Source organism: Mycobacterium sp. 4858 (assembly GCF_900240975.1).
In the GTDB taxonomy this organism is placed as follows: domain Bacteria; phylum Actinomycetota; class Actinomycetes; order Mycobacteriales; family Mycobacteriaceae; genus Mycobacterium.
Genome location: NZ_LT968776.1, coordinates 1,019,126 through 1,041,693, shown reverse-complemented (window position 1 = coordinate 1,041,693; position 22,568 = coordinate 1,019,126). Strand labels below are relative to the sequence as shown.

Below are 22,568 nucleotides of genomic sequence, written 5' to 3'. Positions count from 1 at the left end.
CGTCGCAGCGTCAGCTGATGCTCGCTCGACGTTAACATCGAAATATTGCGATATCAATATGAATCGGGGCGGGCGCGCGGGCCTACAGCACCCGGGTGACCTTTTCGGTCTCGATCCTGCGCGGCAGCGCCGACGGGTCGGGATTGGCCACCTGCACCAGCGACGCGCCGACGGCCAGGATCGCCAGCAGCCCGTCCATCAGCTCCGCGGGTCCGGACCACGCGGCGGTGGAGAGGACCCGGTCGGCGGCCGTCAAATCCCTTGCCGCGGCCGATGTCCGGCAATCGGCCAGCACCTCGTCGACCGATCGGCCGGCGAGCGCGGGGCCGGAATGGCGTTCGGCGACGATCTGGTCGCCGTGCACCCGGACGGCCGTGGCGTAGTCGGTGACGCCGATCGGCAGGTCGGGGGCCGGGCGGCCGAAGGGGTCCAGCGAGAGCACCGCCACCTCACCCCCCGATGCCGCCACGGCGGCGTCCGCCTCGTCGAGCCGTTCGGCGGTGCACAGCGCCACGTCGGAAGGCCCCGCGAACACCGCCTCCGCGCCGATCCACCACACCCCGAACAGCGCGGCCGCGGTCTGCCAGTGCGCGGGCAGCAGGATCGCGACCCGGCTGCCCGGCCCGGCGCCCAGTTCGTCGCGCAACAGGTTGCCGGTCTTGGCCGCCCAGTTGGCCAGCGTCGCTGCGGACAACTCGATCCGCTCGCCGGTCGCGTCGTCGTAGTAGGTGATGCGCGGGCCGACCGGGTCGGCCCGCAGCATCGGCTCGAGGATCGCCCCGGACAGCGTGCTCAGTTGATGCACTCGGGCTTGTCGGAACCGGCGGTCAGGATCGGCGAGGGCGCCGGGACGTTCGGGTCGGGTGCCACCGCGCCGACGTTGGACACCTTGGCGGGCATCACCGTCCCGGTGCCGGACAGCCCCGAGCCGGGGCCGCTGTAGTCGTTGCCCAGCACCACCCGCACCGAGCCCGCCGCGACGGACGGGTCGGCGACCACCGGCAACCCGCCCAGCTCCTTGGACACCTCCTGGGCGCCGAGGTCGTCGGTCTTGGCCGCCCGCACCTGGCTGCCCTTGACGTGGCCGCCGTCGTTGTTGCCGACCGTGCCCGCACCGAATCCCTTGGCGGTCAACACCTGGGATACCGCCGACGCCAGGCCGTTGATGTCGGTGTCGTTGACCACGCTGGCGGTGGTCTTCGCCGGGGTGTAGGCGATCTCCTCGGTCTTACCCTGCTCCTGGTCGTGCAGCAGCCCGTTGACCCAGTCCTGGACCTGATGCGGGTCCACCCGCACCACGCTCTGCATCCCGTCGTCGCTCCAGCCGGCCCCGTCCAGCACCGGGATGGTGGCGAACGCGACGTTGCCGCCGGCCAGTTTCTGCATCTGCTGGACGAAATCCATGACGTCCCAACCCTGCGAGATCACCACCGAGCGTTGCACGGCCGCCTCCAGCCGTTTGAGCGTCGTGGGGCTGGACAACGTCTTGCCGGAGATGACGCGGTGGGCCAGCGAGGCCATCACCACCTGCTGGCGCACCACCCGGTCGAGGTCGCCGCGCGGCAACTCGTGGCGCTGGCGGACGAAGCTGAGCGCCTCGGGCCCGTCGAGCCGCTGCGGTCCGGCCGGGAAGTCGGCACCCGAAAGCGGTTCGAACACCGGCTCTTTGAGGCAGACGTCCACGCCGCCGAGCGCGTCGGTGATCAAGGAGAAACCGAGCAGGCCGATCTCGGCATAGTGGTCGACGGTGACGCCGGTGAGGTCGGCGACGGTCTTGATCAGGGCCTCGCGCCCGGCCTCGGTGCCTTGCGCCGCCGCGTCCTCGGCGGAGTCGCCGGCCTTGACCAGGCTGGTGCGCTTGGCCTCGCGGGTCTGGCCGTAGACGCCGTTGATCTTCGTCTTGCCCAGCCCGGGGGCCGCGACGTAGGAGTCACGGGGGATCGAGATGGCGGTCGCCGACTTCCCGTTGTTGGGGATGCGGATCAGGATGATCGTGTCGGTGTTGGTCGCTTCCTCGTCGCCGGCCCGCAGGGTGGCCAGTTCCTCTTGAGACAAGGGGTTGCCGTGCGCGTCGGTGCGGCTGTCGAGGCCGACCAGCAGGATGTCGATCGCGCCGTCGTCGCCGCCCTTGCCCAGCGAAGGTGCGGACATGTGAAAGATGCCGTCCTCGAACGACCGGACGTTGCTCCACGCGAGCCCGGTGCCGAGCACGACCGCGAGCGTGAGCGCGGTCGCAATCGCACGAATCACACGATGCACTCCCATCCCATTAGATTACTTGCGACCCACACGCTTCGCGGGTAGCGAAGCACCGCGCGCCCCGGCGTTCGCCCGCGCTTTCCCGGGCATGCCAGACTCAGACCATGTCGAGCAGGATCGTGATCGCCGGTGCCGGGGGCCAGCTGGGTGGGTTTTTGCGCTCGCTGGCGGCCGGTAAGGACCGCGACGTCCTGGCGCTGACGTCGTCGCAGTGGGACATCACCGACCCCGCCGCCGCCGAGCGCGTCGTCCAGCGCGGCGACGTGGTGATCAACTGCGCGGCCTATACCGACGTCGACGGCGCCGAGAGCGACGAGGCCGGCGCCTACGCCGTCAACGCCACCGGCCCCGAGAACATCGCCCGGGCCTGCGCGCGCGCCGGCGCCCGGTTCATCCACGTCTCCACGGACTACGTCTTCGACGGTGACTTCGGCGGCGCGCCGCCGCACCCGTACGAGCCCAGCGACCAACCCGCCCCGCAGAGCGTGTACGGCCGCAGCAAGCTGGCCGGGGAGGAGGCCGTGCTGGCGGCGCTGCCGGAGGCCGTCATCGTCCGGACCGCCTGGGTCTACACCGGCGGTGACGGCAAGGACTTCGTCGCCGTGATGCGCCGGCTGGCCGCGGGGGACGGCCCGGTGCGGGTGGTCGATGACCAGGTCGGGTCGCCGACCTACGTGGGCGACCTGGCGGCCGCGCTGCTGCAGGTCGCCGACGATCACGTGCCCGGGCCCATTCTGCACGCCGCCAACGAGGGCGCGGTGTCCCGCTTCGAGCAGACCCGGGCGATCTTCTCCGAGTGCGGCGCCGACCCGGCCCGGGTGCAGCCGGTCAGCACCGCCGAGTTTCCCCGCCCCGCGCCGCGCCCCAGCTACTCCGCGCTGTCCGGGCGGGAGTCCGCCGCGGCGGGCCTGCGGCCGTTAAGGCCGTGGCGCGCCGCACTTGTCGCGGCGCTGGCCGCCGCCGATCGACCGTTACCCTCTACGCGTGACTGACGTCCTGCCGGTCGTGACGGTGACCTACTCACCGGGCCCACACCTCGAGCGATTCCTGGCCTCGTTGTCGCTGGCCACCGAGCGGCCCGTGTGCGTGGTGATGGCCGACAACGGCTCCACCGACGGGACCCCGCAGGCCGCGGTCGAGCGCTACCCCAACGTGCGGCTGTTCCACACCGGGGCCAATCTCGGCTACGGGACCGCGGTCAACCGCGCGGTCGCCCAGCTCGCCGAGACGCCGGACGTCGACGACGACTGGGTGATCGTGGCCAACCCGGACGTGCAGTGGGGGCCGGGCAGCATCGACGCGCTGCTGGACGCCGCCACCCGGTGGCCGCGCGCCGGGGCGCTGGGCCCGCTCATCCGTGATCCCGACGGTTCGGTGTACCCGTCGGCGCGCCACCTGCCGAGCCTGGTCCGCGGCAGCATGCACGCCGTCATCGGGCCCATCTGGAAGCGCAACCCGTGGACGGCGGCCTACCGCCAGGAGCGGCTGGAGCCCACCGAACGCCCGGTCGGCTGGCTGTCCGGGTCGTGCCTGCTGGTCCGCCGGTCCGCCTTCGCCCAGGTCGGCGGGTTCGACGAGCGTTACTTCATGTACATGGAAGACGTCGACCTCGGGGACCGGCTCGGCCGGGCCGGCTGGCTGAGTGTCTACGTGCCGTCGGCCGAGGTCCTGCACCACAAGGGGCACTCCACCGGGGACGACCCGGCGAGCCACCTGGCGGCCCACCACAAGAGCACCTATATGTTCCTGGCCGACCGGCATTCGGGGTGGTGGCTGGCGCCGCTGCGCTGGGCGCTGCGGGCCGCGCTGGCGCTGCGTTCCCGCCTGATGGTGCGTGGGGCGCTGCGCACTCGGAGACGGAAACTGGCGGAAGGGCGGCGCGCAGATGGCTAACCCACAAGTCGATGCCGTGATCCTCGTCGGCGGCAAGGGCACCCGGCTTCGGCCGCTGACGCTGTCGGCACCCAAGCCCATGCTGCCCACCGCCGGGTTGCCGTTCCTGACGCACTTGCTGTCGCGCGTCGCCGCAGCGGGCATCGAGCACGTCATCCTGAGCACCTCGTATCAGGCCGCCGTGTTCGAGGCCGAGTTCGGCGACGGGTCCAAGCTGGGCCTGCAGATCGAATACGTCACCGAGGACCGGCCGCTGGGGACCGGCGGGGGCATCGCCAACGTCGCCGACCACCTGCGCCACGACACCGTGATGGTGTTCAACGGCGACGTCCTGTCGGGTGCCGACCTGGGCCAGATGCTCGACTTCCATCGCAGCAACCGGGCGGACGTCACCCTGCACCTGGTCCGGGTGGGCGACCCGCGGGCCTTCGGCTGCGTGACCACCGACGAAACCGGCCGGGTCACCGCCTTCTTGGAGAAGACGCAGGATCCGCCGACCGATCAGATCAACGCCGGCACCTACGTGTTCGCGCGCGACATCATCGACCGCATCCCGCGCGGGCGCGAGGTGTCGGTCGAGCGCGAGGTGTTCCCCGCATTGCTCGCCGATCCGGACGTCAAGGTGTGCGGCTACGTCGACGCCACCTACTGGCGGGACATGGGGACACCGGAGGACTTCGTCCGGGGATCGGCGGACCTGGTGCGCGGCATCGCGCCGTCGCCAGCCCTGCACGGCCACCGCGGCGAGCAGCTGGTGCACGACGGCGCGGCGGTGTCGCCGGGCGCGGTGCTGGTCGGCGGAACCGTCGTCGGAAGGGGCGCCGAGATCGGACCCGGCGTCCGGCTGGACGGCGCCGTGATCTTCGACGGCGTCAAGGTCGAAGCGGGCAGCGTGATCGAGCGCTCCATCATCGGCTTCGGTGCGCGCATCGGTCCGCGCGCGCTGATCCGCGACGGCGTGATCGGCGACGGCGCCGACATCGGCGCGCGCTGCGAGTTGCTGCGCGGCGCCCGCGTGTGGCCGGGGGTGTCGATTCCCGACGGCGGCATCCGCTATTCGTCCGACGTCTGAGGCCCCGAGCTCATCGCGCGGCGCCGCGATACCACTCGATGGTTCGCCGGATGGCCTCCTCGTGGCGCGTCACGGGCAGGGGCCCGAAGGTGTGGTCGAAGGCGGAGTGGTCGACGACCCAGGGTCTTGTCCGCTGATGCTCGAGTTCGGAGTAACCGCGCAGTCGTCGATCGAACAGAGCCATGAGGTGGGTGGTCACGGCGGGCAGCCGGATGGGCCGGAGCGGTCGGCCGGCGACCTTGCCGGCAAGCGCCACGAAGTCCGAAACCGGCAGCGTCACATCGGCCGGCGTGTGCCAGATTCGGCCGTCGGCACGCTCGTCGTCGCCAAGCACGATCAGCGCTTTGGCGGTGTCGACGGAGTAGGCGAACGTGTGCGGCAGGTTCAGCGGCGCGAACCAGATCGGATTCCGACCCCGTGACAACGGCCCGATGATGAGTTCGTCGGGCAAGGACATCCGCGCTTCGGGGCCGTAGTAGTCACTGACCCGGCCGATCGTCACCCGCGCCCGGCCATCGGCGTGCGCCTCGAGCAGGGAGCGCCCCAACCGGGCGCGCAGTTTCTCCTTCGGGCCGACGGGCCGTTCCGGTGTCCGCTCGTCGAAGCGTCCGTCAACGGGCCCGTAGGCATACAGGTTGTCGGTGAACACCAGCTTGGCAGCGGTGTCTTGTGCTGCGGCGATGGCGTTGTCGACCATGACGGGGAACGTGCTGAGCCAGTCGGGGTAGGCCACGTTGGCAGCCAGATGAATGACCGACGCCTTCCGGCAGGCGGCAATTGCCGCGGACCGGTTCAGCAGGTCGGCACGGTGATTCTCGACTCCCTCCGGGATGCCAGTCCCGGAGCGGGTTACGCCCCGCACGGGGCGGCCTTGTGCTGCGTACTGGCGTGCGATCTCCCCGCCGAGCCCGCTGCCGGCCCCGAACACCACTGCCGTACCGCTCACCGCGCCTCCAGATAGCTCTAACGTAATATCCAATAACTATAGTTATGACCTATTACTAGAGTAGCGTGTTATCACCGTCGACGAGAAGAGAGCGATGTCGCAACCGCCAGCGAGCCGACGAGAGCGTTACCGCCGGGAAGCGACGGACGAGATCAAGCGGATCGCAATGCGTCAGCTTGCCGAGTCGGGAAGCGCCGGAATTTCGATGAGCGCCATCGCCAAGCAGATGGGAATGACCGGACCGGCGCTCTACCGATATTTCTCCAATCGGGATGCGTTGATAACCGCACTGATTCGCGATGGATACGCGGACCTGACGCGCACCGTCGAAGGGGCGGCAGGGCGCGGCGCGGGGCGGTCGGCCGCCGACCGGCTCCAGGCGGTGGCCGGCGCCGTGCGCAGCTGGGCCAGGGAAGAGCCGCAGCGTTACCTGCTGCTATTCGGCACGCCGATACCCGGTTATCGGGCGCCGATGGACACCGTCGCCGAGGCGTTCCGCCCGCTCAATGTCCTCGCCGGCATCGCCGCCGAGCTGCTCGGTGAGCCGACTCCGGACGATCGGGCCCTGCTGCTGGCGACGGTGGCGTGGGCCCGTATCCATGGCGTCGTCAGCCTGGAATTGGTCGGTCAGTTCACCCACCTGGACATGCACCCGGCCCGGCTTGTCGCCGGCGAGATGAATCATCTTGTCGCACAGATTCGTTCGGGCTCGATCGACTGGCAGTAAGCGCGGTGACGCCACTGGATCCTTGACACCCGAGGCGGGCGGTGACTATGGTCACAAACCATCAGATGGTTTTGAAAACCATACAGCGGTTCTAGCCGGGAGGTGTACGTGCCCGACGAAGGCTCGGTGCGGGTGATCGAACGGGTCTGCTTGGTGCTCGACTGCTTCACCAGGCAGCGGCCGCGGCTACAGATTGGCGACATCCGCGAGCGCACCGGTCTTCCGGCCACAACGGCGGCCCGGATCGTGAAAAACCTTGTCTCGCAGCGTTTGCTCGAGCGCGATGGCAACGAGTACCGCCTCGGACTGCGGGTCCTGGTGTGGGCCGCCCCCGCCGAGGCGGCCTCGGAGCTCATCGTCGCCGCCGCCCCGGTCATCGAGCACGTCCGCGATCTGACCGGCGAGACCACCGGGATCTACGTGCGTCAAGGGGCGGTGCGCGTCGGTGTCGCCGTCGCCCTGTCGGAACAATCGATCATCTACAACGGCTACGTCGGCCAGGTGATGCCCCTACATGCCGGCGCGGCGGGAAAGACGTTCATGGCATTCGAGCGCGAAGCGCTGAACGCGGCCCTGAGCGCCGGGCTGACGCGGTACACCGAGGCGACGACAACCGACGCCGACGCGCTGAAGCGCGAGCTCGAGGTCGTTCGCCGAGAGGGCTATTCGTACACCGCCGAGGAGCGCGAGCCAGGGCTGAGCTCCATCGCGGCACCCATTTTCGATTCCGCCGGCGACATCGCCGCGGCAATCGCGGTGGGGGGGCCGGCATTTCGCCTCACGTCGGCGGCCGCCGCCGCGTTCGGCCCGGTGATCACCACCGCCGGCGTCTCCATATCTCGGCGCCTGGGGTACGTCGGCCACCTCGGCAGTGAGCACGCGCAACCTGGACAAGTCACTACCTAAGCGTCCAAAACATAAGCCGCAGAGCATAGAAGGAGATTCGCCATGTCCGACCTCGCTGTCCCCGACGTCGCCGAAGCGAGGTCACACCTTCCCCTGTACGACGACAGCAACAAGCTCAAATTGGGGACATTCGCCACCAACGTGAGCTCCGGTGTGAGCCTGAGCCAGGCGCCCACGTCCTTCGAACTGAGTTGGGACCACACCGTCGGCCTCGCGCAGCGGTGCGATGCCATGGGTTTCGACATGCTCATTCCGCTTGGACGCTGGCGCGGCTTCGGTGGTCCGACCAACTTCAACGGTGCAAGCTTCGAGACCTACACGTGGGCGGCCGGCCTCGCCCAAGCCACCGAACGCATCATGGTTTTTGCCACGTCGCACGTCCCCGTCGTCCATCCGATCGTCGCCGCCAAACAAGCCGCGACCATCGACCACATCTCCCACGGACGCTTCGGCCTGAACCTCGTCATGGGCTGGTTCAAGCCCGAAATGGAGATGTTCGGCTCGACGCTGCGCGAGCACGACGAGCGCTACAAGGTGGGCGAGGAGTGGCTCGAGATCGTCAAACGGCTTTGGACCCAAGAGGAACCGTTCTCCTACGCGGGTGACTTCTACACCGTCAACGATGCGCAATCCTGGCCCAAGCCCGTGCAGAAGCCGCACCCGGTGATCATGAACGCCGGCGCATCGCCGGCCGGCAGCGACTTCGCCGCACGCAACGCCGACATCAGCTTCATTGCCGTCGACGACCCGGAAAGTGCGGCCGCCACGGTGGGCGACTTCAAAAACAATGCTTACCAGAAGTACGGCCGGCAACCGTTGGTCTTCTCCGGCGCCTACGTCGTATGCCGGGACTCCGAAAAAGAGGCCAAGCGGGCGCTGCAATCCATTCTCGACAACGGAGACCGCGAGGCCGCGCAGAACTTGATGCAGACCCTCGGCCTGCAAAGCGGCTCGTTCGATCACCTGATCGCCAAGGCGGCCGTGGATCGCTTCATCACTGGTTATGGCGGGGCGCCGTTCGTTGGAACACCGGAACAAATCGTGGACCGCTTCATCGAGATCGAGAAAGCGGGAATCTCGGGAATGACGTTGGGATTCCTCGACTATGCAGCGGAGCTCGCGCACTTCGACGACACCGTCATGCCGCTGCTTCGGCAAGCGGGATTGCGCGCTGACCGATGAGCGACGCGATGGGACGGCTTGACAACAAGTACGCGGTGATCACCGGCGCCACCGGCGGAGTCGGCCGCGCGGCGTGCCGCATGTTCTGCGGTGAAGGAGCGTCCGTGGTCGGCGTCGACATCAGCCGCGACGCGGGCGAAGAGCTCGAACGAGAACTGCGGGGCGGCGGTTACGACTTCCAGTTCCGCACCGTGGACGTGTCATCAGAAGAGCAGGTCAACGACCTTGCCGCGACGGTCGCTGACGGCCGCAGTGTCGACATCCTCTACAACAACGCCGGTGTCATCCTCGGAAAGCACATTCTTCAGTCCTCCGTCGAGGACTGGGATCGAGTCCACGACGTCAACTCCAGGTCCGTGTTCCTCATGATGCGGGTGTTTGCCCCCAAAATGACCAACCCCGGAGGCGCGATCGTGAACACGTCATCGGCTGGGGGAGTCGTTGCGATACCGAACATGTCGATTTACGGGGCCGCCAAAGCCGGGATCATCATGCTGTCCCGAGTCGCTGCCGTCGACCTTGCTCCCGGCATCCGGGTCAACGCCCTCGTTCCCGGGCTCATTGATACGCCGATGCCGCGAAGCTTCGTCGCCTCGCTTCCCGAAGACCAGCAAGACGCCGTCCTCGAGGGAATGAAGGCCCAGCATCTGACCGGTCGCCTGGGCCGCCCCGAGGAGGTCGCCGCGGCCGCGCTGTTCCTCGCCAGCGACGAAGCCTCCTTCGTCACGGGAACCGCGATGTTCGTCGACGGCGGGGCAACAGCGATGTGACACCCGACATGCGAGTCCGGGAGTGCGCACAACAGTCAAGGAGCGACGCCATGAGCAGGGCCTCTCAATCCGTGCAGCGGGCGGTCGCCGCCCTCGCGCGGGGGCGGATCGTCGTGGTGGCCGACGACCTCGATCGAGAAAACGAGGGCGACCTCGTCTGTGCGGCGGAGCAGGTCGGCGCCGAGCAGATGGCCTTCCTTATCCGGCACACCACCGGCATCATCTGCGCGCCGATGACTGCCGAGCGTGCCGACGCGTTGCGCTTGCCTCTCATGGTCGACGACAACCACGACCCGCACGGCACTGCTTTCACGGTCACGGTCGACCACACGTCGACCGGAACCGGAGTCTCAGCCGACGACCGCGCCCGGACCCTGCGCTCCCTGGCTGACCCGTCGACCGTAAACACGGACCTCAGGCGGCCCGGCCACGTCTTCCCGTTGCGTGCGCGAGCCGGCGGGGTTCTGGTGCGCGCGGGGCACACCGAAGCCGCCGTCGACTTGACGAGAATGGCCGGATTCTCCGGCGTTGGGGTGATCGGAGAATTGATCGACGACGACGGGTCGATGCGTCACGGCGAGTCACTGCGCAATTTCGCTGCAGAACATGATCTTCCGCTGCTGACGATCGCCGACCTGATTCGGCATCGGCGGCGGACCGAACGACTCGTCGAGTTGATCGGCGCATCACGGATGCCGACCGAGTTCGGCGAATTCCGCGCGCTGGCCTATCGCAACGTTCTCGACGGCGCGGAGCACCTCGCCCTGGTGATGGGCGACGTCGCTGCCGCCGGTCAGTCCGCGGAAGGGACCCTGGTGCGGGTGCATTCGGAGTGCCTGACCGGCGACATCGTCGGATCGCTGCGCTGTGACTGCGGCGCGCAACTCGAGAAGTCCCTCCACGCGATCGCGGCCGAAGGGGTCGGTGCGTTGGTCTACTTACGCGGACACGAGGGCCGGGGGATTGGCCTCGGGCACAAGATGCGGGCGTACGCGCTGCAAGAGGAAGGCCTCGACACCGTGGACGCCAACCTCGCCCTGGGTCTTCCGGTCGACTCCCGCAGTTACGGCGTCGGCGCACAGATACTGACCGACCTCGGTATTTTTCGACTGCGCCTCATCACCAATAACCCGGCCAAGTACGGCGGCATCGACGGATACGGGCTGCACATCACGGCTCGGGTGGCGCTGCCCGTCGCAGAAACCCCGCACAACGTGCGATACCTGCGCACCAAGAGAGAGCGCATGTGGCATGACCTCCCGGTCGCGCCCCGCTCCGAGTTAGCGCGCACGACCGATGGTGGTTAGTTGATTCCGCGGGACGCACGCCCCACCAAATACGCCAGCGCGTGGTCGGCGCCGTCGGGCAGCGCGTCGGCGGGCCACCACCGCAGGTCCTCCGACTCGTCGCTGATCGCGATCCGCGCGCCGGCCGGCGCGTGCGCGACGAACTGCAGATCCAGGTGGCGGGTGGGCACGCCCAACGAGCAGGTGACCGGGTGGACGTGGATGGCGGCCAGCGCTGGCTCGATGCGCAACCCGTCGACGCCGGACTCCTCGGTGGCCTCGCGCAGCGCCGCGGCGACGACGTCGCCGTCGTCGTCGTCGCAGTGGCCGCCCAGCTGCACCCAGCGGCCCACGCGGGGGTGCAGGGTGAGCAGCACCTGCGAACCGGTGTGGTCGACCACCAGCGCCGAGGCGGTGACATGGCCCGGCACGCACGCCCGGCGGCAGGCGTCGGGACGGGCGAGCACGAAGGCCAGGACGGCGTGCCGCAACGCATCCTGCGCCGGATCCGGGGCCTGCCAGTCGGACAGCAGCGAGATCGCCGAGTCCCGGACGCTCACCGAGAACCCCGCCGCGTCCGGCGATCCCGCAGCGAGACCCAGGCCGCGCGGCACCGCGTCACCGCTCCCGGCGCGAGCCCCAGCCCGTCGATCAGGACGTGGCGGTCGACGAGGTCGAGCGCCTTGTCGATCTCGTTGGCCTTCAACAGCAGATCGACGTCACCGGGCAGCCCGGGGCCGGCGAGCGCCGGCGGGGGGATGGGCAGCTGCTCGGCTTCCCGGGGCTCCAGCTCAAAGATGCCCCCGCCGTAACTGCGGCCGAGGATTTCGGCGAAGGCGAACGTCACGCTGTTGTGGAACACCGCGGCCAGCGCGGCCGGGTCAGTCTGGGCGTCCACCCCGGCGGCGAGCCGGACCCGGTGCACCGTGTCGGTGCTGGTCGCCGCGGCGGCGTTGACGGTCAGCCGCGGCGTCAGGTGGATCTGGCGCAGCAGGAACAGGTCGGGCATCCACAGCGAGGGCGTGGTCCACCACGGCTTGCGGATCGAGCACTTGTAACCGCGGTCCACCCCGGCGGCCGCACCGGCGTCGATGTGCGCGGCCAGGGCGGCGTCGGCCGGCTCGCACGGCGCGTTGAGCAGCCAGCCGCGGTGCCCGGCGGCGACATCGCCCGCCCGGCAATCGGTGTCGTAGAACAGGCCGGACAACTGTGCGCTGCGCGAGACGAGCGGGACGCAGTGGGGCAGCAGCCCGAGTGCGCGGGCCTGCGCGTCGGTGAACGTGAAGAAGCTGTTGCGTCCCGTCACGATGCCCACGTCGACCTCGGCGACCGACCCCAGCCGGGTCATGGCCGCCGACGCCTTGAGCGTGCGCAGCAGCCGGATCGCGGCCGGGTCCAGGAAGTAGGTGGTCCACTTCTCGTTCTCGTGCAGCAGCGCGGGCGCCGATTCGACACCGAGGTCGGCATCCGCGAGCGCATCGGCGTCGGCCAGGTCGACCGTGCGGACCCGGGCGGGCCCGCGACCGGCGATCGCGCAGAACAACACGACCTCCTGCAGGATGCGGTCGAACACCAACCGCCGGAACGTCACCAGCGTGATGTCGCTGAATCGGCTCAGCAGGAACTCGCGCAGCTGCGCGGCGTAGGTGACCTGAAGCAGCTCGGCGGGCAGCACCAGTCCCACCCGGCCGCCGTCGCGCACCAGCATCGAGCTCGCCACCACGAAGGGAACCCAGGCGTTGGTCAGCCGGGTGGGCCGCAGGCCCGCGCGCCGCATCAGCTCCAGCGCGGGGGCGCGCTGCTCGGCCGCCCAGTTGCCGAATCGGATGTAGGGCGGATTGCCCGCGACCCCGTCCCAGCCGCCGGGCTCGGTGGTGGCGAGCCAGGTGAACAGGTTCGCGGTGTCGACGGGAGCGAATTGCCGTGCCGTGGCCGCCTCTTCGGCGACGAGCTCGACGCCGTGGATCCGCCCGCCGAGGGCGGCCAGCTCGCGCAGGATGGCGCCGTCGCCGCAGGAGGGTTCCAGCACGCGCGGTCCGGCTTCGCGCACCCAGCGGGCGAGGAACCGGGCCACCGCCGCCGGCGTGTAGTAGCCGCCGCGGGCCTTCTCGGCGGAGGCCGCCGCCTTGCCCGCGAACATCTTCATTCGGCAAGTATCACTTGCGGATCAACAAATCCCCGGCGTCCGCCGGGTCGCGCGGCCCGGCGGGTTCTTCGGGGTAGCCGATCGCGACTGCGCCCAGCGGCTCCCAGTCGGCGGGCAACTCCAGCCCCGCGCGCCCCAGGTCGGCGGCGAAGATCGTCGAGCCGATCCAGCAGCTGCCCACCCCGCGCACGGCCAGCGCCACCAACAGGGCCTGCACGGCCGCCCCGACCGCCACGGTGAACATGGTGTGCTCGGCGTCGGTGCGGGCGGCGTCGGGATACGCGTGCGCGCCTTCGGGAACGAGCATCGGGATGACGACCTCGGGTGCGTCGTAGAGGATCTGGCCGCGCGCCACCCGGCGTTCCACCGAGTCGGCGGGCCTGCCGTCGCCGGCGAGGTCGGCGCGCCACTTGTCTTTCATGCGGTCCAGCAGCCGCGGCCGCACACCGTCCGTGCGCAGCCAGACGAACCGGACCGGCCGGGTGTGGTGCGGGGCGGGGGCGGTGAGGGCCTCGGCGACGGCGGCTTCGATCAGCTCGGGCGCCACCGGCTCGGCGCTGAACCGGCGCACCGATCGGCGCAACAGCTGCGCCTGCCGGCGGCCCGCGTCGAGGGCCTCGGCGGTGCCGAGCCAGAACAGGTCTTCCTCGCCGGGCCGCAGCAGTCGCCGCGCGGTCGAGCCGTCGTCGGACACGGCAAGGCCGCGCACCACCGCCACCGGCATGGCGGTCAATTTGCCCTTCACCAGATCGGCCGCCGCGGCGACCTCGTCGGCGACCGCGATCTCGGTGACCACCAGTTCGTTGCCGTGGCGGTCGACGCTCCCCGAATAGCCGTGCAGCACAGCCATACCGGCCGACCCCACCGCCGCGTCGATCTGGCCGTTGCGCCAGGCGCGGCCCATCGTGTCGGTGATGACCACCGCGACGTCGACCCCCAGTCGTTCGGCCAGGCCGGCGCGCAGCGCCGCGGCGCTGCCGTCGGGGTCGACCGGCAGCAGCGCGAGTTCGTCGCGGCCCACGTTGGATCCGTCCACGCCCGCGGCGGCCTGGATCAGGCCGATGCGGTTCTCGGTGATCAGGGTGCGGCCCTTGCGCGCCAGCACCCGCACCGCCTCCTGCTCGACCAGCTTGCGCCGGAGTTGGTCGCGCTCCTCGGCGTCCTGCGGCGCGGGCACCAGCCGGCCCTCACACTTGGACACCACCTTGCTGGTCACCACCACGACGTCGCCGTCGCGCAGCCAGGGGGCGGCCGCGGCCAGCGTCGCGCTCAGGTCGTCGCCGGGGCGGAACTCGGGAAGCCCGGCGACGGGCAGGATCTCGATCGCCGCGCCGGTGCCGTGTTCGGTCACAGGTTCACGCCCGCGAGGTCGAGCCCGGCGCGGACCATCTCGGCCGTCGCTTTCGGGTCGGTCATCAGCAGCGGCACGGCGCGCACCGCGACGCCATCGATGTCCGCGTGGTCGCCCTCGTGCACCAGCCAGCAATCCAGGATGCCGGTGCCACCGCGCGCCCCGTAATGCCGGCCGACCGCCTCCGCGGTGGAGTCCACCCCGACCACCGACAGGCACGCATCGGCCATGCCGCGCAAGGGTTTTCCACCGATGATCGGCGAGTACCCGACGACCGGGGCGGTCGTCGAGCGCAACGCCGCGCGAATGCCGGGCACGGCCAGGATGGCGCCGACGCTCACCACGGGGTTGGACGGCGCCAGCAGGATGACGTCGGCGTCGGCGATGGCGGCGACAGCTTCACTTGTGGCGGTGGCCTTTTCGGCTCCGATGGAGGCGAAGCTGTGTGTCGGCACGTCGGCGCGATAGCGCACCCACCACTCCTGGAAGTGGATCGCGCGCCGGGTGCCGTCGTCCGGATCGGTGATCACCACGTGCGTCTCGCAGCGGTCGTCACTGGCCGGCAGCAACCGGGCACCGGGTTGCCAGCGATCGCACAGCGCCGTGGTGATCTGCGACAGCGGGTAGCCGGCGCCCAGCATCTGGGTGCGCACCAGGTGGGTGGCGATGTCGCGGTCGCCGAGTCCGAACCAGTCCGGCTGCACGCCGTAGCGCGCCAATTCCTCTTTGGCGTGCCAGGTTTCGTCGCGGTGACCCCACCCGCGCTCGGGGTCTACACCTCCACCTAAGGTGTACATGCAAGTGTCCAAGTCCGGGCAGACCCGCAGTCCATGAATCCAGGCGTCGTCGCCGATGTTGACGATTGCGCTAAGTTCGTGGTTGCCGGCTCCCGCGTCTGGGTGCTGTTGCGTTGCGAACTGACCCAGCCCGAGTAACTGTTGAATCCCCAGCAGGAAGCGGGCGCCGCCAACCCCACCGACCAGAACGGTGACCTTCACGTGGACGACAGTACTGCCCGACGACTGTGTGGTGGCCGGCCCGTTACGCGGCCTTTAAGCATAGTTGCGGGCGGTGTGATCGACACGCCGAATGAGCAAAACAACGGAAACGCCGTAATTCGGTCACGAGATGGTATGGAAATGCGCCGTAATGCTTGACCCGGCAGATCAACCCGTGTCTAATCACAACAGTGTCATTTCCCGGTTGGCCGGCCGGTTCCGGTGTCGCAGACCGAGATTCGATCACTTGTTCGAATTGTCTGTACACATCAGAAAAGTGGGAACCACTCACTCCCCCAATCAAATTGAGGAGGCGGACGACCGTATGTCTTACGAACATCTTCGAGGAGTCATGGCGAGCACGCCGCACACCCCCATCGTCTCGGCGCCGGTTCGGCCGGCCCGGCCGCACCTGACCGTGGTTCCCGATGCGCCAGTCGCATTCGAGCCCGAGCCGATGCCGGCCCCCGTCGCGGACCAGTGGCAGGACCGGGCGCTGTGCGCCCAGACCGACCCCGAGGCCTTCTTCCCGGAGAAGGGCGGCTCCACCCGCGAGGCCAAGAAGATCTGCCTGGGGTGCGAGGTACGCCACGAGTGCCTGGAGTACGCCCTGGAGCACGACGAGCGCTTCGGCATTTGGGGCGGCCTCTCCGAGCGGGAGCGCCGTCGCCTCAAGCGCGGCATCATCTGACGCCGCGCACAACGTCTTTCGGCGTCATTCGTCGTCGATCGTCGGGTCGATGACCGACGGCTCGACATCGAGGTAGATGGCCACCTGGGCCACCAGTATCTCGTGCAGCAAATCACCGAGTTCGACGGTGTCCTTCGCCCGTCGCTCAATAGGCTTGCGGAACAAGACAATTCGCGCCCGCGTGGCGTTGCCGCGGACGTCGACGCCGGCCGGGATCAGTCGCGCCAGGGGGATCGGCCCGTCGGCGACGACCTCCGGCGGCCACTGCACGCTGTCGGGATCCTTGGCCGCGATGCGGGGGATCTCGTCGACCGCCACGTCGAGCTCGGCCAGGCGCGCCTGCCAATGCCGCTCGATGGGTTCGTAGGCCTCGAGCACCGCCATGTCGAACCGCTCGGCCCGGCTGCGCCACCCGGGCACCGTCGGCGGCAGCAGCGGACCGCGTACATCGCGGCCCCGCCGGGAAGCGAATCGGCCCGGGGACCGATCCCTCCGCGGGGAGCTGCGCGAATCGCCCACGCGCCGATGGTAACGGTTGAACATCGGGGGTCGGCCGGTTGCGCGTGTCCGGCGCTTCAAGGACGTTTGCGCACGATAGCCTTTCGGCGTGAACGTTCCCCGTCGCTGTTGCCGGCCCGGGTGTCCGCACTACGCCGTGGCGACCTTGACGTTCGTCTACTCGGACTCGACGGCGGTGGTGGGACCACTCGCGACCGCGCGGGAGCCCCATTCGTGGGACCTGTGCGTCGGCCATGCCGGCCGGATCACCGCGCCCCGCGGGTGGGATCTGGTGCGCCACGCCGGCCCCCTCTTTTCTGAGCCCACGCATCCCGACGAGGACGACCTGGTCGCCCTCGCCGATGCGGTGCGCGAGGGCGGCCCCGCGGCGCGCGCGGTGCCCTACGGCGGCGCGCCGATCAACGGCTTCGCCGACCCGCACATCCCCCACGCCGGGTCGCAGGCCACCGCGCCCAGCAGCAGTGTGCTCGCGCCGCCCGAGCATCGGTCCGGCCGGCGCCGCGGGCATCTGCGGGTGTTGCCCGACCCCAGTGACTAGCCGTTCCGGCGTCGACCGCGATCCGCGCGCACCGCTGCGGTCCGTGTTTGTCGCGGGCCGATAGGCTGACGGCCAAGAGGCGAAGGAACGCGAACCCGTTCAAGGCGTCAGGAGGCCCCCGCATGTCTCGGCTCGCCGCGACCGTCCACCGCGTCGTCAAGGCATACGACGTGCGAGGGCTGGTCGGCGACGAGCTCGACGAGCCGCTGGTCACCGCCCTGGGGGCGGCCTTCGCCAGGCTGATGCGCGGCGAGGGCGCGCGGCAGGTGGTGATCGGCCATGACATGCGCGACAGTTCGCCCGCGCTGGCCGCTGCCTTCGCCTCCGGGGTGATGAGCCAGGGCCTGGACGTGGTGCGGATCGGTCTGTCCTCCACCGACCAGCTCTACTTCGCCTCCGGGTCGCTGGACTGCCCCGGCGCCATGTTCACCGCGAGCCACAACCCGGCGGTCTACAACGGGATCAAGCTGTGCCGGGCGGCCGCCAAGCCGGTCGGCGCGGACAGCGGGCTGCGCACCATCAGTGAGGACGTGATCGCCGGGGTGCAGCCGTATGACGGGCAACCCGGAACCGCCACCGACCGCGACGTGCTCGACGACTACGGGACGTTCCTGCGTTCGCTGGTGAGCACGTCGGGGCTGCGGCCCCTGCGGGTGGCCGTCGACGCCGGCAACGGCATGGCCGGTCTCACCACGCCCGCGGTGCTCGGGGCGATCGACTCGATCACCTTGCTGCCGTTGTACTTCGAGCTCGACGGCTCGTTCCCCAACCACGAGGCCAACCCGCTCGACCCGGCCAACCTGGTCGACCTGCAGGCCTACGTCCGCGACACCGGCGCGGACATCGGCCTGGCCTTCGACGGGGATGCCGACCGCTGCTTCGTCGTCGACGAACGCGGCCGGCCCGTGTCGCCCTCGACGGTGACCAGCCTGGTGGCCGTGCGCGAGCTGGGCCGGGAGATCGGCGCCACCATCATCCACAACGTGATCACCTCCCGCGCGGTACCCGAGCTGGTCACCGAACGCGGCGGCACGCCGCTGCGCTCCCGCGTCGGGCACTCCTATATCAAGGCGATGATGGCCGACACCGGCGCCATCTTCGGCGGCGAACATTCGGCGCACTATTACTTCCGTGACTTCTGGGGTGCGGACTCCGGGATGCTGGCCGCGCTACACGTGCTGGCCGCCCTCGGCGAGCAGGACCGGCCGTTGTCGGAGTTGACCGCGGACTACCAGCGCTACGAATCGTCGGGCGAGATCAACTTCACGGTCGCCGACGCGTCGCTGTGCACCGAAGCCGTGCTGAAGTCCTTCGGCAGCCGGATCCACGCCATCGACCACGTGGACGGGTTGACCGTCGACCTGGGCGACGGCAGCTGGTTCAACCTGCGCAGCTCCAACACCGAGCCGTTGCTGCGGCTCAACGTGGAGGGGCGCAGCGCCGAGGACGTCGACGCGGTGGTGGCCCAGATCAGCGCGGAGATCGAGGCGCAGCCGGCGCCCGCCGAGGCCGCCCCGTGAGCGCCGTGCGGGCGATCGATCTCGAGGACACCGAGGGTCTGCTCGCCGCCGACCGTGACGGCATGCTGCGCTCGGCGTCGTCGGCCGGCGCGCAGGTGCGCGCGATCGCCGCGGCGGTCGAGGAGGGCGCGCTGGATACCCTGCGGACCGACGACCGGCCGCGCAGCCTGATCTGGGTGGCCGGCCGCGGGGCCGCCGACAGCGCCGGCGCCATGCTGGCCGCGACGGTGGGCGGTGCGGCTTCCGAGCCGATCGCGCTGACCGCCGAGGTCCCGCCGTGGATCGGCCCGCTGGACGTGCTGGTCGTGGCGGGCGACGATCCTGGCGATCCCGTGCTGGTTGCCGCGGCGGCGACCGGCGTGCGCCGCGGGGCGCGGGTCGTGGTCGTCGCGCCGTACGAGGGGCCGCTGCGGGATTACACGGCGGGCCGGGCGGCGGTGCTGGCGCCGCGGCTTGCCATCCCCGACGAGTTCGGGCTGTGCCGCTACCTGGCCGCCGGCCTGGCCGTCGTGCAGACCGTGGACCAGCGGCCGGGCATCGACCTGCGGGCCCTGGCCGACGAGCTGGACGCCGAGGCGCTGCGCAACAGCGCGGGCCGCGAGCTGTTCACCAACCCGGCCAAGACGATCGCCGCGCGGCTGGCCGACCGTCAGGTCGCGCTGGCCGGCGATTGCGCAGCGACGCTGGCGCTGGCCCGGCATGGCAGTTCGGTGCTGCTGCGGACCGCCCATCAGGTGGTCGCCGCGACCGGCCTGTCCGACGCCGTCGTCGCGCTGCGCGCCGGGGCCTCCGGCGGCTTCCCGGATCCCGCCGAGGCGCTGTTCCACGACGAGCAGATCGACGGCCCGCTGCCCCGGCGGCTGCTGGTGCTGGCGCTGACCTTGTCCGCCGAACAGCCGGTGGTGGCCGCCCGCACCGCGGGGCTGGACGACGTGTACCTGCTCGCCGCCGAGGACGTGCCCGACGGACCCGGCGGCTCGGCCGGCTCGACCGTCACGCCGGCGTTGGGGGGCGCCATCAGCGCCGAGCAGCAATTGGCAGTGTTGGCCGTCCGGCTGGAGATGGCCGCGGTTTACGCGCGACTGGTGCGGGGATAGATAGAACAGTGGAACTGCTTCGCGGAGCCTTGCGGACGTACGCCTGGGGATCACGCACCGACATCGCCGAATTCACCGGGCGGACGGTTCCGGCCGCCCACCCGGAGGCCGAGCTCTGGTTCGGCGCACACCCCGGCGACCCGGCCTGGCTGGAAACGGATCATGGCGAGATCACGCTGCTCGATGCGCTCGTCGAAGACCCGGAGGGACAGCTCGGCCCGGCGACGCGCGCCCGATTCGGAGACGTGCTGCCGTTCTTGGTCAAGGTGCTCGCGGCCGACGAGCCGCTGTCCCTGCAGGCCCACCCGAGCGCGGCGCAGGCGGCCGAAGGCTACCTCCGCGAGGAGCGGCTGGGTATCCCGCTGTCCTCCCCGGTACGCAACTACCGCGACACCTCCCACAAACCCGAGCTGCTGGTGGCGCTGCAGCCGTTCGAGGCGCTCGCCGGATTCCGTCAGGTCGCCCGCACCGTCGAGCTGCTGCGCGCCCTGGCGGTCTCGGACCTCGACCCCTTCATCGAGCTGCTCAACGACCAGTCCGACGCCGACGGCCTGCGAGCGCTGTTCACCACCTGGATCACCGCACCCCAGCCCGACATCGACGTTCTGGTGCCCGCCGTACTGGACGGCGCCATCCAGTACATCAGCTCCGGGGCAACCGAATTCGCCGGCGAGGTCAAGACGGTGCTGGAACTCGGGGAACGCTATCCCGGCGACGCCGGGGTGCTGGCGGCGCTGCTGCTGAACCGCATCACGCTGGCCCCCGGCGAGGCGATCTTCGTGTCGGCGGGCAGCCTGCACACCTACCTGCGCGGGTTCGCCCTGGAGGTGATGGCCAACTCCGACAACGTGTTACGCGGCGGCCTGACCCCCAAACACGTCGACGTCCCCGAGTTGCTGCGGGTGCTCGACTTCACCCCGACCAGCGAGGCAGAGGTGCGGTCCCACGTCCGCCGCGAGGGCTTCGGCCTGATCTATGAGACCCCGGCCGACGAGTTCGCGGTCGCGCTGCTGGAGCTCGACGGCGATTATCTGGGCCACGAGGTCGACGCCTCGTGCAGCCACGAGGGCCCGCAGATCCTGCTGTGCACCGAGGGCTGCACGACCGTGCACGGCAAGTCCGGGTCGCTGACCCTGCAGCGGGGGATGGCCGCCTGGGTGGCGGCCGACGACGCCCCGATCCGGCTGGTCGCGCGCGAGCCCACCAAGCTGTTCAGGGCGACTGTGGGGCTGTGAGGGGGGCGCGCCGGCAGTCTTATAGTGGCGACCCGCATCGCCCGGCTTCGCCGCGCTCGCGATCGCCACGGGCGGCCTGACGGCGTTCGCCCAGCCACAGCCGCAGGTTGTGCGTAATGGCCCGCCCGACGATGCGCGGCGGCGGGACCATGTACAGGCTGTCCAGCAGTGAGAACCGGCGCAAAAACCATTCCGCCAGAACGGGATCGGTCTCGGCGGCCCCCAGGAATTGGTCGAACAGCGCACCGGAGGGCCGCCACCACCACGGGATCGGTCCCTTGGCTCCGGCGTGGTGAAAGGTGACGTCGCCGATGGCGTTCATGATCCAGACGGGGAAGGTGGTCTTGGCGGTGGCCCGGCTCAGTTCCGCGGCCAGTTGCTCGTCGGGGGAGGACAGCGCGCGCCGCAGGTGACCGGCCTGCAGCGAGGTCATCGTCATGCCCTGCCCGAAGGTCGGGTTGAAGCTGGCGACCGCGTCGCCGAAGGGGATGATCCCGGCGGGGAAGCGGTCCAGCTTGTCATACCGGCGCCAGCGGCTGGCCGGAAACGCGTGGAACGCCGGCTCTCCCAGGGGTTCGGCCTGCGTCAGGGCGGTACTGAAGTGGGCCGGTAGTAGCTCGTCGGCCAGCGCCAGCATCTCGGGAAACGTCCGGGGCGGTTTGACGTTGGCCACGCCGAAGGTGGTCAGCACCCAGGTGCCGTCCTCGTAGCACAGCATGCCCAGCCCCAGCGACTTGTCGTGGGAGGCGCCCGCGACCACCACCTTCTCGGTGATCAATCCGTCCCGGATGCGGAACTGCTGGGTGGCGTAGTGGATGCCGATGTCCAGGGCGTCTTCCCGGGGCCGCTCGTACCCCCACTGCTCGAGCCACACCGGGAGCCGGGTGCCCCGCCCGGCCGCGTCGACGACGAGGTCCGTGGCCACGAATTCCGGCTCCCGGCCGTCGGTGTCTTCGGCGTCCAGCACCACCCCGGTCACCCGCCGGCGGGCCGCGTCGAACCGTGGTTCGGCCACGGAGCGGCGCACGATCACCACGTTGTCCGTATCCCGGACTCGTTTGCGCAACTGCCACTCCAGATGCGGGCGGCTGGGCACATACGCGGTGAATTCGTCGCGCAGCGTGTGTCCGGTCCCGAGCACGTGGCCGGCGGCACCGAGGTGAATGCACTCGGGCCGGTTCTCCAGCATCGGCACGCCGGCGGCCACCATGTCGTCGAGCAGCCCGGGGAACAGCGTCTCGAACTCCATTGCGCCGCGGGCCATCAGCATGTGCAGGTGCCGGTCCTGCGGGACCGCCGCCCGGTTCGACGGTGTGCTCGGCAACTCGTCGCGTTCGTAGACGGTGACCCGCGCATAGGAATCCGAGAGCACCCGCGCGGCGCACAGGCCGGCGATGCTGCCCCCGATGACCACCGCATGCTCCCTGGTGTT

The 22,568-nt window shown here is 70.0% G+C and carries 22 protein-coding genes; 13 read left to right on the top strand and 9 right to left on the bottom strand.

Annotated features, from left to right (window positions below; translation table 11 throughout):
- Nucleotides 1–82 precede the first annotated feature (82 nt).
- Together C1737_RS13385 and C1737_RS13380 are read right to left on the bottom strand one after the other, a co-directional pair.
- Entirely contained in the window at nt 83–805 is a 723-nt protein-coding gene (locus C1737_RS13385; protein ID WP_199182837.1) for a TIGR03089 family protein, read from the bottom strand.
- Entirely contained in the window at nt 793–2,265 is a 1,473-nt protein-coding gene (locus C1737_RS13380; protein ID WP_102418619.1) for an LCP family protein, read from the bottom strand. The genes C1737_RS13385 and C1737_RS13380 overlap by 13 nt, the downstream gene beginning before the upstream one ends.
- A gap of 98 nt (nt 2,266–2,363) precedes the next feature.
- On the opposite strand from C1737_RS13380, the gene rfbD reads away from it, so the two are divergent.
- The 3 genes from rfbD to C1737_RS13365 are packed head-to-tail and all read left to right on the top strand — an operon-like array spanning nt 2,364 to nt 5,224.
- Nucleotides 2,364–3,251: a dTDP-4-dehydrorhamnose reductase gene (gene rfbD, locus C1737_RS13375; RefSeq protein ID WP_068093650.1), complete on the top strand. Its 888-nt coding sequence runs from the start codon at nt 2,364–2,366 to the stop codon at nt 3,249–3,251.
- Nucleotides 3,244–4,152: a glycosyltransferase family 2 protein gene (locus tag C1737_RS13370; RefSeq protein ID WP_102418618.1), complete on the top strand. Its 909-nt coding sequence runs from the start codon at nt 3,244–3,246 to the stop codon at nt 4,150–4,152. The genes rfbD and C1737_RS13370 overlap by 8 nt, the downstream gene beginning before the upstream one ends.
- Nucleotides 4,145–5,224 (top strand): sugar phosphate nucleotidyltransferase, encoded by a 1,080-nt coding sequence (locus C1737_RS13365; RefSeq protein WP_067918267.1) that lies wholly within the window; start codon nt 4,145–4,147, stop codon nt 5,222–5,224. Before C1737_RS13370 ends, C1737_RS13365 begins: the two co-directional genes overlap by 8 nt.
- 10 nt (nt 5,225–5,234) lie before the next feature.
- On the opposite strand, the gene C1737_RS13360 is transcribed toward C1737_RS13365, so the two are convergent.
- Nucleotides 5,235–6,170, bottom strand: coding sequence for an NAD-dependent epimerase/dehydratase family protein (locus C1737_RS13360; RefSeq protein ID WP_158243969.1), 936 nt, complete (start codon nt 6,168–6,170; stop codon nt 5,235–5,237).
- A gap of 94 nt (nt 6,171–6,264) precedes the next feature.
- On the opposite strand from C1737_RS13360, the gene C1737_RS13355 reads away from it, so the two are divergent.
- From C1737_RS13355 to C1737_RS13335, 5 genes are all read left to right on the top strand, one after another.
- Nucleotides 6,265–6,897, top strand: coding sequence for a TetR/AcrR family transcriptional regulator (locus C1737_RS13355; protein WP_068093647.1), 633 nt, complete (start codon nt 6,265–6,267; stop codon nt 6,895–6,897).
- 108 nt (nt 6,898–7,005) lie between these two features.
- A complete protein-coding gene (locus tag C1737_RS13350; protein WP_068093670.1) occupies nt 7,006–7,803 on the top strand; it encodes an IclR family transcriptional regulator in 798 nt (265 codons plus the stop codon).
- A 42-nt stretch (nt 7,804–7,845) separates the two neighbouring features.
- Nucleotides 7,846–8,985, top strand: a complete 1,140-nt coding sequence (locus C1737_RS13345; RefSeq protein ID WP_068093644.1) for an LLM class flavin-dependent oxidoreductase — start codon at nt 7,846–7,848, stop codon at nt 8,983–8,985.
- An 8-nt stretch (nt 8,986–8,993) separates the two neighbouring features.
- Entirely contained in the window at nt 8,994–9,755 is a 762-nt protein-coding gene (locus C1737_RS13340) for an SDR family NAD(P)-dependent oxidoreductase (RefSeq protein WP_068093668.1), read from the top strand.
- 50 nt (nt 9,756–9,805) lie between these two features.
- On the top strand, nt 9,806–11,062 hold the full coding sequence (locus tag C1737_RS13335) for a bifunctional 3,4-dihydroxy-2-butanone-4-phosphate synthase/GTP cyclohydrolase II (RefSeq protein ID WP_068093643.1): 1,257 nt from the start codon (nt 9,806–9,808) through the stop codon (nt 11,060–11,062).
- Here the strand turns inward: C1737_RS13335 and C1737_RS13330 are convergent.
- Genes C1737_RS13330 through cofD form a run of 4 tightly spaced genes read right to left on the bottom strand, consistent with a single transcriptional unit; the run spans nt 11,059 to nt 15,536 of the window.
- Nucleotides 11,059–11,601 (bottom strand): NUDIX hydrolase, encoded by a 543-nt coding sequence (locus C1737_RS13330; protein ID WP_068093663.1) that lies wholly within the window; start codon nt 11,599–11,601, stop codon nt 11,059–11,061. The genes C1737_RS13335 and C1737_RS13330 overlap by 4 nt on opposite strands.
- Nucleotides 11,598–13,187, bottom strand: coding sequence for a class I SAM-dependent methyltransferase (locus tag C1737_RS13325; protein WP_102418617.1), 1,590 nt, complete (start codon nt 13,185–13,187; stop codon nt 11,598–11,600). The genes C1737_RS13330 and C1737_RS13325 overlap by 4 nt, the downstream gene beginning before the upstream one ends.
- A 10-nt stretch (nt 13,188–13,197) precedes the next feature.
- Nucleotides 13,198–14,538, bottom strand: a complete 1,341-nt coding sequence (locus C1737_RS13320) for a coenzyme F420-0:L-glutamate ligase (protein WP_102418616.1) — start codon at nt 14,536–14,538, stop codon at nt 13,198–13,200.
- Entirely contained in the window at nt 14,535–15,536 is a 1,002-nt protein-coding gene (gene cofD, locus C1737_RS13315; protein ID WP_068093637.1) for a 2-phospho-L-lactate transferase, read from the bottom strand. The genes C1737_RS13320 and cofD overlap by 4 nt, the downstream gene beginning before the upstream one ends.
- A 352-nt stretch (nt 15,537–15,888) precedes the next feature.
- On the opposite strand from cofD, the gene C1737_RS13305 reads away from it, so the two are divergent.
- Nucleotides 15,889–16,227 carry a WhiB family transcriptional regulator gene (locus C1737_RS13305; RefSeq protein WP_007168083.1) on the top strand — a complete coding sequence of 113 codons (339 nt, stop codon included), beginning with the start codon at nt 15,889–15,891 and terminating at the stop codon, nt 16,225–16,227.
- 24 nt (nt 16,228–16,251) lie between these two features.
- On the opposite strand, the gene C1737_RS13300 is transcribed toward C1737_RS13305, so the two are convergent.
- Nucleotides 16,252–16,662, bottom strand: coding sequence for a metallopeptidase family protein (locus C1737_RS13300; protein WP_067918280.1), 411 nt, complete (start codon nt 16,660–16,662; stop codon nt 16,252–16,254).
- Between the two features lie 172 nt (nt 16,663–16,834).
- Here C1737_RS13300 and C1737_RS13295 point away from each other — a divergent pair, with 172 nt between their 5' ends.
- The 4 genes from C1737_RS13295 to manA all read left to right on the top strand — a co-directional run bounded on the left by C1737_RS13295 (nt 16,835) and on the right by manA (nt 21,136).
- Entirely contained in the window at nt 16,835–17,284 is a 450-nt protein-coding gene (locus C1737_RS13295) for a DUF3499 domain-containing protein (protein ID WP_082972806.1), read from the top strand.
- A gap of 122 nt (nt 17,285–17,406) precedes the next feature.
- Nucleotides 17,407–18,804 (top strand): phosphomannomutase/phosphoglucomutase, encoded by a 1,398-nt coding sequence (locus tag C1737_RS13290; RefSeq protein ID WP_102418615.1) that lies wholly within the window; start codon nt 17,407–17,409, stop codon nt 18,802–18,804.
- The gene (locus tag C1737_RS13285; protein ID WP_068093631.1) at nt 18,801–19,901 is read left to right on the top strand and encodes a TobH protein; all 1,101 of its coding nucleotides are present in this window, start codon (nt 18,801–18,803) and stop codon (nt 19,899–19,901) included. Before C1737_RS13290 ends, C1737_RS13285 begins: the two co-directional genes overlap by 4 nt.
- A gap of 8 nt (nt 19,902–19,909) precedes the next feature.
- Nucleotides 19,910–21,136 carry a mannose-6-phosphate isomerase, class I gene (manA, locus tag C1737_RS13280; RefSeq protein ID WP_067928592.1) on the top strand — a complete coding sequence of 409 codons (1,227 nt, stop codon included), beginning with the start codon at nt 19,910–19,912 and terminating at the stop codon, nt 21,134–21,136.
- 19 nt (nt 21,137–21,155) lie between these two features.
- On the opposite strand, the gene C1737_RS13275 is transcribed toward manA, so the two are convergent.
- The gene (locus C1737_RS13275) at nt 21,156–22,550 is read right to left on the bottom strand and encodes an NAD(P)/FAD-dependent oxidoreductase (protein ID WP_102419933.1); all 1,395 of its coding nucleotides are present in this window, start codon (nt 22,548–22,550) and stop codon (nt 21,156–21,158) included.
- Nucleotides 22,551–22,568 lie beyond the last annotated feature (18 nt).